The sequence below is a fragment of the Halobellus captivus genome (genome assembly GCF_007655485.1).
GTDB classification, from domain to species: domain Archaea; phylum Halobacteriota; class Halobacteria; order Halobacteriales; family Haloferacaceae; genus Haloquadratum; species Haloquadratum captivum.
Genome location: NZ_VJXQ01000001.1, coordinates 50711 through 64957 on the forward strand (window position 1 = coordinate 50711; position 14247 = coordinate 64957).

Below are 14247 nucleotides of genomic sequence, written 5' to 3' on the forward strand. Positions count from 1 at the left end.
CAATATCCAAACCTATTCGTTCATCCCCCTTCCAAGGGAGAGACAGATCTATGGATACAGCCGTCCACCTCGACGGGATCACCAAACGGTTCCCGGGTGTCGTCGCCAACGACAACGTGGACTTCGCCGTCGAGCGCGGGACTGTACACGCACTCCTCGGTGAGAACGGTGCGGGAAAGACAACGCTGATGAACGTCCTCTACGGCCTCTACGATCCGACGTCGGGTCGCGTTCTCGTCGACGGGGCGGAACGCTCGTTTGAATCGCCGCGGGACGCGATCGACGCCGGAATCGGGATGATCCACCAGCACTTCATGTTGGTGGATCCGATGACGGTCACCGAGAACATCACGCTCGGGAACGAGCCCGAAAAGTGGGGCGGGCTCGCGGTCGACCGGGCGGCGGCCCGAGATACCGTCGTCGACCTCTCGGAGCGCTACGGGTTCGACGTCGATCCCGACGCGCGGATCGAGGACGTCTCCGTCGGCGAACAACAGCGCGTCGAGATTCTGAAAGCGCTCTATCGCGGGGCCGACATTCTGATTCTGGACGAACCGACGGCGGTGCTGACCCCCCAGGAGGTCGAAGAGCTGTTCGAGGTGCTCGAAGAACTGACCGCCCAGGGGAAGACGATCATCTTCATCACGCACAAACTGGGGGAGGCGATGCGGGCGGCCGACGACATCACCGTCCTGCGGGACGGCCGCAACGTGGGGACGGTCGACGCCGCGGAGACGACCCGCGAGGATCTCGCGGAGCTGATGGTCGGCCGGGAGGTGATCTTGGACGTCGAGAAGTCGCCCGCCGAGACGGGCGACGTCGTCGCGTCCGCCTCCGAGATCGTCGTCGAGGACGAGCGCGGCGTTCGCGCCGTCGACGGGGTCTCCTTCGAGGTCCGGGCGGGCGAGGTGTTCGGCATCGCGGGCGTCGACGGCAACGGCCAGTCGGAACTCACCGAAGCGGTGACGGGCCTCGAACTCCCGGACAGCGGACGGATCGAGTTCCTCGGCGACGACGTCACCGAAACGTCGCGGCGAAGCCGCATCGACGCCGGGATGTCTTACATCCCGGAAGACAGACAGGACCGGGGGCTCGTGATGGACTTCGACCTCGTCGAGAACGGCCTCCTCGGGAGCCAGCACACGCCAGAATTCGGTCCGAACGGCCGTATCGACTGGAACCACAGCCGCGAACACGCCGAAGCGATCATCGACGAGTACGACGTGCGCCCGCCGAACGCCGACGCGACCTCGGAGTCGCTCTCCGGCGGCAACCAGCAGAAGTTCATCGTCGGCCGCGAGTTCGACCGCGATCCCGAACTCGTCGTCGCGGCGCACCCGACGCGCGGCGTCGACGTCGGCTCGATCGAATTCATCCACGAGCGCCTCTTGGAACTCCGAGCACAGGGCGTGGCGGTGCTTCTGATCTCCTCGAAACTCGAGGAGGTGCAAGGTCTCTCCGATCGGTTAGCCGTGATGTACGAGGGCGAGTTCATGGACGTGGTCGATCCCGCGACGACGACCGAAGAGCAACTCGGCCTGCTGATGGCGGGCGAACATCCGGACGAGCGGGCGACCGGGAGCGAGGAGTCGCCACAGCCCGAACGGAACGCTGCCTCCGGCGGTGAGCACGCGTGAGTGTGAGAGACCGCGGCCGCGCGGTCCTCGAACGGCTCGTCGGCGCGTCGGCGACCGAACGAATTCTGATTAGCACGGCCGCGCTCGTGCTCTCGATTCTCGTCGGGGCCGTGCTCGTCCTCATCGCCGGACGGATGACGACGTGTACAGCGAACGAGGCGGTGTACTACTTCGGGACCGGGTTCTGTTACGACCCCATCGTCGTCTTCGATCGGCTGTTCTTGGGCGCGCTCGGCGATCCCTTCAGCGGTGGGTGGTCGCCCGATGGACAGTTCTCGGTGACGCTGCGGGAGACGACGCTGTTGCTCTTCACCGGGCTCTCGGTCGCGCTGGCGTTCCGCGCGGGCATCTTCAACATCGGAACGCAGGGACAGATGGTCGTCGGCGCGCTGGCGACCGCGCTCGGCGTTCTCTGGGTCTCGCCGCTTGTCTCCGGCGTCGTCGGCACGGTCCTTCTGGTCCCGTTCGGAATCGTCGTCGGCGCGGTCTTCGGCGGGCTCTACGGGGCGATACCCGGTCTCCTGAAGGCGTACGCCGACGCCAACGAGGTCATCACGACCATTATGCTCAACTTCATCGCCACCGGGGTCGCGCTGTATCTCGTCAGCGGCGCGTTCAAAGATCCGGAGAGCGCCGCCAATCAGACGGTGCCGCTGCCGGAGTACGCGCAGTTCCCCACGGTGCTCTTCGGCGGACGCCAGGACTTCTCGCTTATCGCGCTCGCCTTCGGCATCCTCGCGATCGGCGGCCTGTACTACCTGCTCGAACACACGGCGTTCGGCTACGACGTCCGGACGAGTGGGATCCAGCCTGACGCCGCCGAGTACGGGGGCGTCGACGCCGCGCGGACGATCGTCGCGAGCCTCACGCTCTCGGGGGCGCTCGGCGGAATCGCGGGCGCGATGTACGTGATGATGGTCCTCGGCACGTTCCAGACGGGCTTCCCCGACTACGGGTTCGACGGGATCACCGTCTCGATCCTCGCCGGGAACAACCCGCTCGGCGTCGGTATCGCGGCCCTGTTGTTCGGCGTGCTCAAGAGCGGGACGACGGTCGTCCAGTTCGCGACCGACGTCCCGCCGCAGTTGGTTGGCGTCCTCCGCGGCCTCATTATCCTCTTCGTCGCGATGCCGGAGTTCTTCCGATTGATCGGCAAGCGCGTCACCGACGCGGGATCGAAGCCCGTCGCCACCGACGGCGGCCGTCCCGGAGGTGAAGACGATGAGTGAGACGTCGATCGACTCCGCGTCCCGCTCCGATGACGGGTTCTTCGAGCGGTACTCTTCGCGAGCACTCATCGCCGCGGTGACGGTGTCTGCGATCGCGGCGTTGCTCGTCGGCGGCTGGCTCTTCCCGGACTCGATCGTCGGCACCTTCGCCGACGTCGTCACCAGCCGGAACACCCTCTCGTCGGCGCTCCGACTCTCCGTTCCCATCGCGTTCGCGGCACTCGGCGGGATCTTCTCGGAGAAATCCGGCGTGATCAACATCGGCCTCGAAGGCCTGCTCATCATCTCGGCGTTCACCGCGATTTACGTCACGGACGTCACCGGCGGCGTCTGGGTCGGATTCGGCGGCGGCGTCCTCGCGAGCGTGCTCTTGGCGCTGCTCTTCGCGGTCGTCACGATCGAGTTCCGCGCCGATCAGATCATCGCCGGACTCGCCGTCTGGCTCATCGCGCTCGGTCTCGCGCCGTTCGCCTCGCAGGTCATCTACGGCGGTCCGAACACGCCGACGGTGCCGACGCCGGGTTCGATCACCGTGCCGGTGCTGGCGGACATCCCGTTCTTCGGCGCGCTGTTCTCGGCGTCGCCGTCCGTCTACCTGCTGTTCCTCGCGGTCGGGCTCTCGTGGTACGTCTTCGAGCGAACGACGTTCGGCCGCTGGATCCGTGCGAGCGGTGAAAACCCGAAAGCGCTGGACACGGCGGGCGTGAGCGTCACGCGAGTCAGATACGCGGCGGTGTTGCTCTCGGGCGTCCTCTCCGGGATGGGCGGCGCGGCGCTCTCGTTGGACCTCGGTCAGTTCACCGGGAACGGCCCGACGATGGTCAACGGCAAGGGGTTCATCGCCATCGTGGCGTACCTCTTCGGCAACTACAACCCGATCGGCGCGTTCCTCTCGACGCTTTTGTTCGCGGGGCTCGACGCGATGCAGACCGTCCTCCAGTTACAGGGGATCGGCGTCCCCCGACAGCTCATCCGCATCACGCCGTTCGTCGTCGTGATCGTCGTCCTCGCCCTCGTCGGCCGCACTCGGATCCCCGAAGCCGCTGGTGAGCACTACGAATCCGGCGAGGAGTGACTGGCTGACTTCCGGGGGTGACTGGCCTGACTTCCGGAGGTGACTGGCTGATTCCCGGAGGTGACTGGCTGGCTCCCGGAATCGTTCGCGGTGAATCCGCCTTCTCCGATCGAGGGATAAAGAGTTTTCCGCTCGCACGCGAGAGACGGAACGATGAGTACCTCCCACGAGTACGACGTCGTCGTCGTCGGTGCGGGGACGGCGGGCTGCTACGCCGCGGCCACCGTCGCCCGCGAAGGCCTCGACGTCGCCATTGTCGAGCGGAAAACCGCCGAAGAGGCCGGGCATATCGCCTGCGGCGACGCGCTGAAGGGCGCGGACGCGTTCCCCGAAGCGATCCCGAAGTCGCAGATCGAGGACGCGTTCACGAACACGGGCGTCGATCACGGTCGCTTCGAGATTCCTCAAGAGGACACGGTCCTCGACATCCCCGTGCCGGGCGAACTGGCGGTCATCGACCGCTGGAAATACGGGCAGCTGATAATCGAGGGCGCGGAGAACGCGGGGACCGAGTTCCACTACGATACGGTCGTCCAGGACGTCGTTCAGGACGACGACGGGACGGTCACCGGCGTCCGTGCGAAACGCAAGGGCGAGGTCGTCGAGTTCGCTGCCGACGTCGTCGTCGACGGCGCGGGCTCGCTGTCGATTCTGCAGGACAAGACGGACTTCTCGAACGCCACCTTCGATACGAACGTCTCCTACTCGCAGTTCTGCTCGGCGTACCGCGAGATCGTCGAGGTGCCCGAGCCGGTCGAATGGGACGACGCGCTCGTGTTCAAGCCCACCGAACGCGCGGCGGGGTACCTCTGGTACTTCCCGCGGACGGAGACGACGATCAACGCGGGGCTGGGGTTCCAGATGAACGAGGAACCGATGAAGCTTGTCGAGGACCTGAAGCACGACCTGCGGAACCGCCCGGAGTTCGAGGGCGGGGAGGTTACGGATAAACTCGGCGCGGCGCTGCCGACGCGACGCCCCTACGACTCCGCCGTCGCGGACGGTTTCGTCGCCGTTGGCGACGCCGCCGGACACGTCAATCCCACGACCGGCGGCGGGATCGCCGGGGCCGCGTACGCGGGCACGTACGCGGGACAGCAGATCGTTCGCGCGATCGGACAGGGCGACGTGAGCGAGGGCGCGCTGTGGCACTACAACGAGCGCGTGATGGACCACTTCGGCGGACGCTACGCCGGGCTCGACGTCTACAACATCCTCTCGACCGCGGTCGACGTCGACGACTTGATGGGGCTGCTGGCGTCGCTGCCGGGCGAGAAGCTCGCGGAGGCGCTGTACTCCGGGACGACCTCCTTCGGCCCGGCGCTCGTCGCGAAGACCGCGAAGGACTCCTTCGGCTACTGGGGTCAGATCCTGAACTTCTACAAGACCAAGAACCTCGCGGACGAACTGATGGAGCACTACTCGCGGTACCCGCGTCGCCCCGAGGCGCTCGAAGTCTGGAAACACCAGCGCGACGTACTGATGGACGACATCTACGACGTCACCGGCGCGGATCCGAAGTACTGAACCCCGCACTCGTTTCGCCGGGATCCGCTGTTCTTCTCACCGTGCGTCGAGGCCGACGGCATCGGCGAGCAGTTCGTGCGATCGGAGGCCGTCGTCGTGGTCGGCAACGACGTGCTGGATCATCACCTCGTCGACGCCGATCCGATCGCCGAGTTGATCGAGGAGTCCCGAGACTGTCTCCGGGCTTCCAGAGATCGCTCGCGGCCACTCGTCCGCGTCCAGCGTCGACGGCGTCGGGTCGGGGACGCCGCCCAACTCGTCGATCGCCTCCTCGACAGAGGGCCGCGTTCCGACCTCGCCGCGCCGCAAGCGCGCGTACGACGCCTCCGCGACGGCTCGCAGTCGGGCCGCCTCCTCGTCGCTGTCGGCGCAGATCACGTTTGCCGCGACGATTCCCTCCGGTTCATCGGGCCCGCCAGGCAGCGCCGATTCCTCGAAGGATCGGCGGTACTCCTCGAAGGCGGGGACGGCGAACTGCGGGCGGATGAACGCCGCGAAGCAGTAGCGCAGTCCCAGTTCGCCCGCGATCGACGCGCTCGACGGACTGGAACCCAGCACCCACGGAACCGGCGGTTCCGCGTCGGACCGCGGCACCGACAGGTCGGCGTAGGCGTGCCCGTCCGGGAAGTCCTCGTAGAGGTGCGAAACCACGGATTCGATCTTTTCGCTGTGATCGCCGTCTGGATCCTGTACCTGCCGCGACGTGCCGAGCGCCCGATCCGCGGCTGGCGAGCCGTTCGCGCGGCCCAGTCCGGCGTCGATCCGCCCCGGCGCCAGCGCGTCCAGCGCACCGAACTGCTCTGCGACCTTGAACGGGCTGTAGTGGTTGAGGAGCACCGCACCGGAGCCGAGCCTGATCGCGTCGGTCTCGGCCGCGAGGTGGCCGAGCAGCACCTCGGGCGTCGTCCCCGCGAGGACGTTCCCCATTCCGTGGTGTTCCGCCACCCAAAACCGTGAGTACCCCAGCGCTTCGGCCTGTCTGGCGGCCTCGACGGTGTTCCCGTACGCCTCGGTCGCGGTGCCGCCCTCGGGGACCGGCGAGAGGTCGACGACGGAGAGCTTCATAGCGTCTCTCCGAGCGTGCGCTGTATAACGATTGGGCCCGACGAACGGTCGTGGACAGGTCGCGGTCCGGAACCAACCAGCAGACGGATGGACCCGATTTCCCCGCGGCTACCCGACTGTCGGGCCGTTTTTAACTTGTAGCCGAACGAATGGTAGGGATGCTATGGTCACGGGAGCCGATTCAGAGCCGACCGGTGCCTCGCTCTCCTATCGGAATATTCTGGAACGGGAGATGGAAAGCGCCCTCAAAGAGATCAATCGCCCCCCGAAAGGCGTGTTCCTTTCTGGCTTATCCGCCGGACTCAATCTGAGCTTCGGGGCGCTGCTGATGGGAATGGCGTTGACGTTTTCGGGAGGGTTCGAATCGAAATTCGTTCAACAAATCACTCTCGGTGGCGTCTCTTCGATCGCGTTCTTGTTCGTCGTTCTCGGTCAAACGGAGCTCTTTACTGCGCATTCGACGATGGCCGTCTTGCCGGTACTCGACGGACGCGCCACATTGCGAGGGCTCGGCCGAGTCTGGAGCGTGACATACGTCTCGAACCTCGTTGGATGTGCACTATTCGCGGGCCTCGTCAGTGTCATCGGACCGGCTCTCGGAATTATCGACCCAACGGTGTTTGGAACGTTAGCGTCCGCGCTGCTCCCGTACCCGTGGTGGGTGATCTTTTTGAGTGGGGTTATCGCTGGCTGGCTGATGGGACTGGTGACGTGGCTCTCAGCGGCCAGTCGAGACACTGTCAGCCGGATTCTGTTCGTGATTATCGTGACAACCGTGATCGGGTTCGGCCCCTTTCACCACAGCATTCTCGGGACGACCGAGGTCCTCTCTGCGATGTTCCTGGGTCAAGGTGTGGCCGTTGGCGAGTTCGGTCACTTCCTTCTCTGGACGACCTCCGGCAACATCGTCGGTGGGAGCGTGTTCGTCGGCTTACTCAATTACGGACACATCGCGCTCGCTGGCGAGAAACAGGATGTCGAACTTGACCAGGGTTGACAGAGCAGGTACGGAGAACGAAGTGATCTCATCGCAGAAGGCGAGTACTGGTCCGGTCTCCCGTCTCATCCACTTCGACTAACCCGTCTCCAGCCAAGTCTGAAAGCAGTTCGCGCAGCCACTCCCGCCCGTACTCTCCGTCGGGAGTGTAGTCCACACGGATTCGGTGGCCGAGCGCATCCAAATCCATCTCGTCGTGCTCGCCGAGGAGTCGAATCACGCGTCCGCGGAACTGTCGCCGACTCCCCTCAAAGCTCGGCTGCGTCGGCACGTCGGGCGCGGTGAAGTCGCCGGTCTGGTAGGCGTGACACCATTGACGCCACGGGCAACCCGCCTCGTCGCACCGAGGGGTCTTCCCGCAGGCGACGCCACCGAGTTCCATGATCGCGTTGTTCCAGACGCGCGACCGGTCGGCTGGCATCAACGACTGCGCCACGCGCTCGAACTCTGCGTCGTCGTCTTCGACGTCGAACGCGCGGTAGAGGACCCGCTTCACGTTCGTGTCGACGACGGCGTCGCCGTTGTTGAACGCGAACGAGGCCACGGCGTTGGCGGTGTAGGGGCCGACTCCCATCAGCTCGGAGAGCTCGTCGGGCGTTCGCGGGAACTCGCCGTCGAACTCCCCGAGCACCTGTCGCGCGGCCTCGTGGAGGTACTTCGCGCGGTTGTTGTAGCCGAGGGAGTGGTCGCTCCAGAACGCGACGACGTCGCCCCTGTCGGCGGCCGCGAGGTCCTCGACGGTGGGCCACTCGTCGAGGAAATCGCGCCAGGCGGCCACGACGCGGTCGAGTTGGGTCTGCTGGCTCATCACCTCCGAGACGAGAATCTCGTAGGCGTCGTCGGTCTCGCGCCACGGGAACGCGCGGTGGTCCGCTTCGTACCACGAGATCAGCGCGTCCCGGACGGCTCCGACGTCGTCGGCGAGCGCTGTCTCCCCCTCATCGAGTGCCGATCCCTCGCCGTCAGTCATTACCGACACGTGGGACTGCCGGGATTTGTGGATTCTGGTCGGCCTCGGCGACCGGCCGCCCTCAGCGTCCGAGTCGCCGCCGTCGCCGCGCGCCGCCGAGACGAAAGTCGTTTGCACGCCCCTCCCGAGTCACCGACGTATGAGTCTCGACGACCTCTCTGACGACGTGGAGTCCGCCTACAGCGACTTCAACGACGAACAGTCCGTCTCGCTCGACCGCGAGACTCGACACGAACTCGCGATGCTCTCGGCGGCGTTCGGCACCGACGACACCGACGAACTGCTTCGACGCGCCGTGCACCTGCTGTTTCAGACGACCGTCGACCGCGGCACGCTGGACTTCCACCTCCGACAGGGCTACGACGTCACCTACGACGAGTACCTTTACGCCACGTCGAATAATACTTACAACGATCAAAACGCTGGGAACCTACCGGGCGACGACGGACCACGTCGGTATCAATTCTAACTCCTCAAGCGTAACAGGAGTAACGGGTCTTTGCCTTCCATCAATTGAGTGTATATCGTGATTAGTATTTTCTAAAACTTAGCTGATGTACGTGAAAAACCTGTTACACCCGTTACTCACGCAAATATTGAGTGATAACCGTCCTGCAGTCACACCTCTTAACCAACATTGAAAGAACAGACGCATTATCGTTGGTTAAGGTAGGAGCTAGTGGATTGAATCGGTCTATCTTTTAGAAACTGGTATGGCTAATTTGAGCAACTCCATACTCAGCAGAGGTACTAGTTTCTTCGACCACTTCCCCGTTTTCGAGGATTTGGATAATCAATGTATCCGAACTAGCATCCTGCTTCTGAGCATTTGCTGAAATAATGTCCGGGCTTCCATCGATCTCTATCGTTTGGGATCCAGAACCGTCTACAGATCGGGATGAGCCACCAGTTGATATACTACCTTGCCATTCTCCGCTGTATTCAATTCTCACAGAGAACGAAGAACTAGAACCACCGCTATCTCCGCCACTACTAACATCATCTTCAGATGTTACCTGAGCCAGTCCGTATTCTGAGGACGTACTTTCCTCAGCAATCACTTCACCGCCTTGGAGTATCTGGACCATTAGCTCCCTACTGCTATCGTCCTGCTTTTGCGCGTTCGCCGAGACAATAAACGGATCACCGTCTATATCAAAAGTCCTCGTTCCAGAGCCATCGACAGACCGTGTTGATCCCTCACTTCCAATAGCACCGGACCATTCCCCCTGATAGGTTATTCGAACTTGGTAGCTGGAGCCACTAGCTTCTGTGGGCTCTTGCGTGGCCGTCTCTGTTGGTGTTTCCGTTGATGTCTTCGTCGGGGTAGATGTATCAGTTGGTTCTTCAGTCTGTGCGTTGGTTTGTGAATCGCCTGTATCCGTTTCTGTATCCCCACTACAGCCAGCCAAGGCGAAACTGGTACCAATTCCAAGGAGTACCTTACGGCGTTTGACCATAATTGAAAATATAGGTCCACTTACAAAAATGGTTGTGACCTATAGCGTGAATTACAACTTTTCTCAGCCTCAAATCTTAACCAACATTGGGGGGTCCAGACGGCGTCGATGTTGGTTAAGGTTCCTCCGGTTCCTCAAGATCGAGCGGCGGACAGTAATATATCTCCCCGGTATCTTGCCGTCGCTTGAGGTGTCGCTCTTTGTCGACTATTTCCCACTCATACGATAAGAGCAAAACCAAATGCGCTCTTGGGTACTCTTCGACTGTTTTTCCCTCTAAATCTTCGAGTTGCTGTTCTATCTCGCGTTTACTCTTCCGTGGCATTATCGGGCCTCAGTCCTTCGACCCACGCTTGTTTGAGAGCTTCCTCCGGTGGGTCCGGATAGTCGTCTAAAATAAACTGTTCAATGATCCCCACGTCGTCGGCTATCTCGCCGTCGTCCAACTCTTCAATTGTCGATTCAATCTCCCGCTTTGATTTGCGTGGCATAATTATAGGTCCAGCTTCGCCCGCGCCTCAGCCGACAAGTACCGTTCCGGGTCGGACAATACGGCCTGCTCACCGGGCGTTAACGGTCCACCATACACATTTTTCAAATCAGCCCATAGGAAAGCCCGAACGGACCGCTTGTCGTCTGTATCCAGATTGTCTAAGGCTGTTTCGATCTCCCGTCTACTCTTACGGGTCAATCTCAACCACCTCCCGCTTGTGGGTATTGCCGTCAGGATCTCGCCGTACAATCGCCACCTGTGTTGATGGTTCATCGGCCGGGTTCGGTTCTATCTCTTCAAGCTCTTGCTTGATCTCACGCTTGCTCTTACGAGTCAATGTCTCTGTGCTCCTCAAGCCGATCTAATCGTTCGGACAACTCTTCGAGGTCTTTGTCGGCCAGATACTTTCGTCGGGTCGACAACGCGGAGATAATCACACGCAAGTATTTCAGTCGGATTCGTTCCTTCTCCGGCGAGCGGATTCGACCCTCGCCAAGTGATTTGTACCTCGCCTGTTCGATTACGTCGCTTAACTCCGCTAAGGCGTCGTCGCGTTGAGATTGTATTTTATCGGATTCGTCTGTCATAGGTATTTACTCGGCTGATTTTTGCTGATTGCCGTCTTACAACGTGTTGCTTAGATCCCGTTTACACTCTGCAGTTGATTCCCGGTCAAAACCGCCACCGGGGTACTGAAAAAATAGGAATCTGCGGCTGGAAAAGGACCGATACAATGCCTGATTCCCTCGCCTTTCGGGTCATCGGCCGCTACAAATCAGGTACAGCCTTCGCGCGCTTCTTGTCCGATCACTCGGATCAACGCCGGAACGTCGATCATATGAATCCCACCAATAACGACAGCCGCCACGGTGCCATTTGCGGATCCAGTAAAGGCCATCAACGCCACCAGAACGGTCGCTATGGTGTTTTCATTGATTAGTTGAGAGACGTTCATTGATACGCTCCTAAGCCGCTCTCACGGGATTCACTCTCTTCGTCGCTCGAACCCGACTGTGGCTCTGGTGCGTCGTCGGTAAGGGTAATTCCAACGTAGCACCGCGTTCGGGGGATTCCGTCAACTGTCCTTTGCCGTTGAACCACGTCGCCGCGCTTCGTTACTTCTTGGGTGAATTTAGACTTGGATTCACATTCAACGCCGGTTTGACGGGCGAAGGCCACGTATGAATCATACGCGCCAAGTGTGTTGTCTGTCGACCGTTCCGGGATGGAAGCTCCCTCTTCGCTTTCAGTATAGCGTTCAATGAATTGCTCAATTGAGTTGCCATACCGCTCCCACTTCCGGCGATTGTCAAAGGGTAGTGGTTCGTTGGTAAATTCACCCTGAGCCATCAAGCGCCTGTAGCCTTCGATTGCCCAGTTGAGGATCCCGGCCGACTCTTCGAGGAGTGTTTGATCCAAGTCGTTGATTTGCTCATTCTTTGGAACCGCCTCGGGGAAAATCACCGTGAGCCATCGGTTCCAAAACGCCTCGTCGTCTACGTCGCGGTTCGGAACCCGATTTGCCGCGAAGATATGCTTTGCCGACGGGGTAAATTGGAATACCGGCTTTCGCTTTCGTTCGGCGTCCATACTATCCCCAGCGATTAGCTCTTTCACCTTCCCCGTGTTTTCGATCAATTCACTTCCCAAGTCGCTCCGGGTATTGATGGCCGTATTCACCAGTCGCGCCGGTCCCCAGCGTTGGTTTGCAAGATACTGAATTGACGTCGACGCCGTACTTGGGGAATCTTCGCCACCGAACAAGCCTTCAACCACGTCGATAAAGACGGATTTACCGGCGTCTGTCGGTCCTAACAGCATTAACGCCTTCTTATGCGGGAGACTCCAATGGTGTAAGCAATACCCGACAAACTCCTGCAGGAGCGGAATATCCGCGGCTTCAACTACGTCGCCAAGAAATTCCTTCCACCGCGGACACTCGGCTTCAGGGTCATACTCGGCTTCGATCCGCCACCGGACTTTGTCGGCCGGTTCAATCTCTCTGCAGTCGCCCGTCTGTAGGTTTACAAGCCCGCTTTTCGTGGCGACGGTTCCAATGGGTCCGCCACCGAACGCCTCCTCTTCGGCGCGTGTGCGGGCCTTGAGTTGGTCTACAACCTCATTCCGGAGCTGTTTACGATAGTGCTCTTGGAATTCGGAATCAAGCCATTGTCGGATATACTCCTCGCCGTGGCTATGCCATAATCCGTCGTCGTCGCACCAGAACCATTCTTGTCGTTTGGGGAGCCACGCAACCCGTTCTATTGGAATCTCACGTAAGGCCACGTTCTTCAACTCCTGTAGGCTAAGATCCGCGTATGGATCGGCCGGTGTTCTGGTTTCAATCTCCCACCCGTCAGGATTCTCCAAAAACGCCGCGCCACCTGCAGTTTCGTTAATTGCTAAGGTTGCCTTCGTTGGGAGTTGGTCCGGATCCTTGAAGAGGTCGACAAGTTCGGTGCTCTCGTACTCTTTGGTATCTTGCACCCGAACGATTTGGTTTTGCGTATCGAACCAATTTGGAGCTAAGGCGTTTTGTAGGGGTGTTTTCGCCGTGCTACTGTGGGGGTTAGTGCGCGAAGATTCACCTTTAGACGGCGTTGGTACGGTCCAGCCGCCTTCTTTCGCTTTGTGGATTAGGGTGCCAAGAGTAACGCCCGAACCGTCGGACGCTTCGGACCATATCCAGTCTATGCTTTGGGAAGCCTGTTTGTCGTATTTACTCCCTCGCCGGGACCACTCCTCGAAGAGCTTTCGCCCGGCCGACCCACTATCAAAGTCGTGGATAGCGAAACCGATCTTAATCCATTCCGTGTGTGAGACGTCCGGATCAACATAACTTAGAGCCTCTTCAATATCCGACTCAGTTAGATACTCTTCGTGCTCCTCGCCCGCGCGTCGTTGGGATTGACTCTCGCCAAGATCCGGCGTCCGGCCGTGGATCGCTTTGTATGCTTTGAAGAGCCACGGTGCGGGATTAACGTCCGTAATTGAATTGCCGCTTAGGTCGTGGGTTTGGCCGGTAAACGCACAAAATTTGTTCTGCAGTACATCAACGCCTTCGTGCTCTCCAAGTTGGCCATCGGTCCACCAGTCGGGAATCTTCGCGTTTTCAACGAAGATATGCAATCCCGTACCTGAGGCGGAATGTTCGATATACGTTCCCTCAAAGTGGTTTAGGTCCGGCACCCAGTCTTTGGGGGTTCTATCATCGGTAATCCCACCGTCAACGTCAATACAAGCGTATTCACCGGCTTCATAGTCGTCGTTTTCACCAGCCATTACGCGGCCGATCCCCCAACTCTCGCGGGGTTGTGCGGCGTCTCTCGCCTCCTCGAAGGTATGCCAGTCGTTCGGGTCGGACCAACTGATTCCGTAAAATTCGCCGTCCCAATGCGGTCGTCTTGGTGTGTCTGCAGAGTTATCCCACAAGAGCCATTGGTCACCCTGAAGCTCAGTCGGGATCGCGTCGTAGTTGGTCATTCACACCACCCTGCGGCCTTCGCGTGGACCTTACACACGGCCGTTCCGTTGACGTCGGTAAACGCCGGATCGTAGCACTTACCGCAAAATCTTTGAGACTCCCTGACGTAGTCTGTTCTGACGGAAGCCCCATTCCCGTCACTTCTCACCTTCCGCCACCTCCAAGAGAGCTTTAGCCAACTCACCCGCTGGAAGGTCCGTTTCGGTAAGGGCTTCGAGGTCGTCGCGTTTGTTTGCAATCTTTTCAGTCGCCGTTTTTGCTTTCTGAATACTCATTTATAGCAAGAGTTAGAATCACCGCCTGCAGAGGG

Annotated in this window: 14 protein-coding genes; 6 read left to right on the top strand and 8 right to left on the bottom strand. The window is 60.5% G+C overall.

Features of this window, described 5'->3' with window-relative positions; translation table 11 throughout:
- Positions 1 to 50: 50 nt before the first annotated feature.
- The 4 genes from FJT57_RS00210 to FJT57_RS00225 all read left to right on the top strand — a co-directional run bounded on the left by FJT57_RS00210 (position 51) and on the right by FJT57_RS00225 (position 5468).
- Positions 51 to 1637, top strand: coding sequence for an ABC transporter ATP-binding protein (locus tag FJT57_RS00210; protein ID WP_144900806.1), 1587 nt, complete (start codon positions 51 to 53; stop codon positions 1635 to 1637).
- Positions 1634 to 2866, top strand: coding sequence for an ABC transporter permease (locus FJT57_RS00215; protein ID WP_203229058.1), 1233 nt, complete (start codon positions 1634 to 1636; stop codon positions 2864 to 2866). Before FJT57_RS00210 ends, FJT57_RS00215 begins: the two co-directional genes overlap by 4 nt.
- Complete coding sequence (locus tag FJT57_RS00220; RefSeq protein ID WP_144900807.1) at positions 2859 to 3941, top strand: ABC transporter permease; 1083 nt, start codon at positions 2859 to 2861, stop codon at positions 3939 to 3941. The genes FJT57_RS00215 and FJT57_RS00220 overlap by 8 nt, the downstream gene beginning before the upstream one ends.
- 153 nt (positions 3942 to 4094) lie before the next feature.
- Positions 4095 to 5468 carry a geranylgeranyl reductase family protein gene (locus FJT57_RS00225; RefSeq protein ID WP_144900808.1) on the top strand — a complete coding sequence of 458 codons (1374 nt, stop codon included), beginning with the start codon at positions 4095 to 4097 and terminating at the stop codon, positions 5466 to 5468.
- Between the two features lie 36 nt (positions 5469 to 5504).
- On the opposite strand, the gene FJT57_RS00230 is transcribed toward FJT57_RS00225, so the two are convergent.
- Complete coding sequence (locus FJT57_RS00230) at positions 5505 to 6533, bottom strand: LLM class flavin-dependent oxidoreductase (RefSeq protein ID WP_144900809.1); 1029 nt, start codon at positions 6531 to 6533, stop codon at positions 5505 to 5507.
- Positions 6534 to 6696: 163 nt separating this feature from the next.
- On the opposite strand from FJT57_RS00230, the gene FJT57_RS00235 reads away from it, so the two are divergent.
- Positions 6697 to 7530, top strand: a complete 834-nt coding sequence (locus FJT57_RS00235) for a formate/nitrite transporter family protein (RefSeq protein ID WP_144900810.1) — start codon at positions 6697 to 6699, stop codon at positions 7528 to 7530.
- A gap of 28 nt (positions 7531 to 7558) precedes the next feature.
- On the opposite strand, the gene FJT57_RS00240 is transcribed toward FJT57_RS00235, so the two are convergent.
- On the bottom strand, positions 7559 to 8500 hold the full coding sequence (locus FJT57_RS00240; RefSeq protein WP_144900811.1) for an HhH-GPD family protein: 942 nt from the start codon (positions 8498 to 8500) through the stop codon (positions 7559 to 7561).
- A 139-nt stretch (positions 8501 to 8639) separates the two neighbouring features.
- Between FJT57_RS00240 and FJT57_RS00245 the strand changes: the two genes are divergently transcribed.
- The gene (locus FJT57_RS00245) at positions 8640 to 8969 is read left to right on the top strand and encodes a hypothetical protein (protein ID WP_144900812.1); all 330 of its coding nucleotides are present in this window, start codon (positions 8640 to 8642) and stop codon (positions 8967 to 8969) included.
- A 232-nt stretch (positions 8970 to 9201) separates the two neighbouring features.
- Here FJT57_RS00245 and FJT57_RS00250 read toward each other — a convergent pair whose 3' ends face one another.
- The 6 genes from FJT57_RS00250 to FJT57_RS16340 form a co-directional block, all read right to left on the bottom strand.
- On the bottom strand, positions 9202 to 9960 hold the full coding sequence (locus FJT57_RS00250) for a hypothetical protein (RefSeq protein WP_144900813.1): 759 nt from the start codon (positions 9958 to 9960) through the stop codon (positions 9202 to 9204).
- A 308-nt stretch (positions 9961 to 10268) separates the two neighbouring features.
- Positions 10269 to 10451 carry a hypothetical protein gene (locus tag FJT57_RS00255; RefSeq protein ID WP_144900814.1) on the bottom strand — a complete coding sequence of 61 codons (183 nt, stop codon included), beginning with the start codon at positions 10449 to 10451 and terminating at the stop codon, positions 10269 to 10271.
- Positions 10452 to 10779: 328 nt separating this feature from the next.
- The gene (locus FJT57_RS00260) at positions 10780 to 11040 is read right to left on the bottom strand and encodes a hypothetical protein (protein ID WP_144900815.1); all 261 of its coding nucleotides are present in this window, start codon (positions 11038 to 11040) and stop codon (positions 10780 to 10782) included.
- A 188-nt stretch (positions 11041 to 11228) separates the two neighbouring features.
- Positions 11229 to 11408, bottom strand: coding sequence for a hypothetical protein (locus tag FJT57_RS00265; protein WP_144900816.1), 180 nt, complete (start codon positions 11406 to 11408; stop codon positions 11229 to 11231).
- Positions 11405 to 13936, bottom strand: coding sequence for a phage/plasmid primase, P4 family (locus FJT57_RS00270; protein WP_144900817.1), 2532 nt, complete (start codon positions 13934 to 13936; stop codon positions 11405 to 11407). Before FJT57_RS00270 ends, FJT57_RS00265 begins: the two co-directional genes overlap by 4 nt.
- 138 nt (positions 13937 to 14074) lie before the next feature.
- The gene (locus tag FJT57_RS16340) at positions 14075 to 14212 is read right to left on the bottom strand and encodes a hypothetical protein (protein WP_162524287.1); all 138 of its coding nucleotides are present in this window, start codon (positions 14210 to 14212) and stop codon (positions 14075 to 14077) included.
- Positions 14213 to 14247 lie beyond the last annotated feature (35 nt).

What these genes read in the sequence shown, in the direction of transcription:
- FJT57_RS00210 (WP_144900806.1), top strand. Translation starts at nt 51, where the DNA reads ATGGATACAGCCGTCCACCTCGACGGGATCACCAAACGGTTCCCGGGT.
- FJT57_RS00220 (WP_144900807.1), top strand. Translation starts at nt 2,859, where the DNA reads ATGAGTGAGACGTCGATCGACTCCGCGTCCCGCTCCGATGACGGGTTC.
- FJT57_RS00225 (WP_144900808.1), top strand. Translation starts at nt 4,095, where the DNA reads ATGAGTACCTCCCACGAGTACGACGTCGTCGTCGTCGGTGCGGGGACG.
- FJT57_RS00230 (WP_144900809.1), bottom strand. Translation starts at nt 6,533, where the DNA reads ATGAAGCTCTCCGTCGTCGACCTCTCGCCGGTCCCCGAGGGCGGCACC.
- FJT57_RS00235 (WP_144900810.1), top strand. Translation starts at nt 6,697, where the DNA reads ATGGTCACGGGAGCCGATTCAGAGCCGACCGGTGCCTCGCTCTCCTAT.
- FJT57_RS00240 (WP_144900811.1), bottom strand. Translation starts at nt 8,500, where the DNA reads ATGACTGACGGCGAGGGATCGGCACTCGATGAGGGGGAGACAGCGCTC.
- FJT57_RS00245 (WP_144900812.1), top strand. Translation starts at nt 8,640, where the DNA reads ATGAGTCTCGACGACCTCTCTGACGACGTGGAGTCCGCCTACAGCGAC.
- FJT57_RS00250 (WP_144900813.1), bottom strand. Translation starts at nt 9,960, where the DNA reads ATGGTCAAACGCCGTAAGGTACTCCTTGGAATTGGTACCAGTTTCGCC.
- FJT57_RS00255 (WP_144900814.1), bottom strand. Translation starts at nt 10,451, where the DNA reads ATGCCACGCAAATCAAAGCGGGAGATTGAATCGACAATTGAAGAGTTG.
- FJT57_RS00260 (WP_144900815.1), bottom strand. Translation starts at nt 11,040, where the DNA reads ATGACAGACGAATCCGATAAAATACAATCTCAACGCGACGACGCCTTA.
- FJT57_RS00265 (WP_144900816.1), bottom strand. Translation starts at nt 11,408, where the DNA reads ATGAACGTCTCTCAACTAATCAATGAAAACACCATAGCGACCGTTCTG.
- FJT57_RS00270 (WP_144900817.1), bottom strand. Translation starts at nt 13,936, where the DNA reads ATGACCAACTACGACGCGATCCCGACTGAGCTTCAGGGTGACCAATGG.
- FJT57_RS16340 (WP_162524287.1), bottom strand. Translation starts at nt 14,212, where the DNA reads ATGAGTATTCAGAAAGCAAAAACGGCGACTGAAAAGATTGCAAACAAA.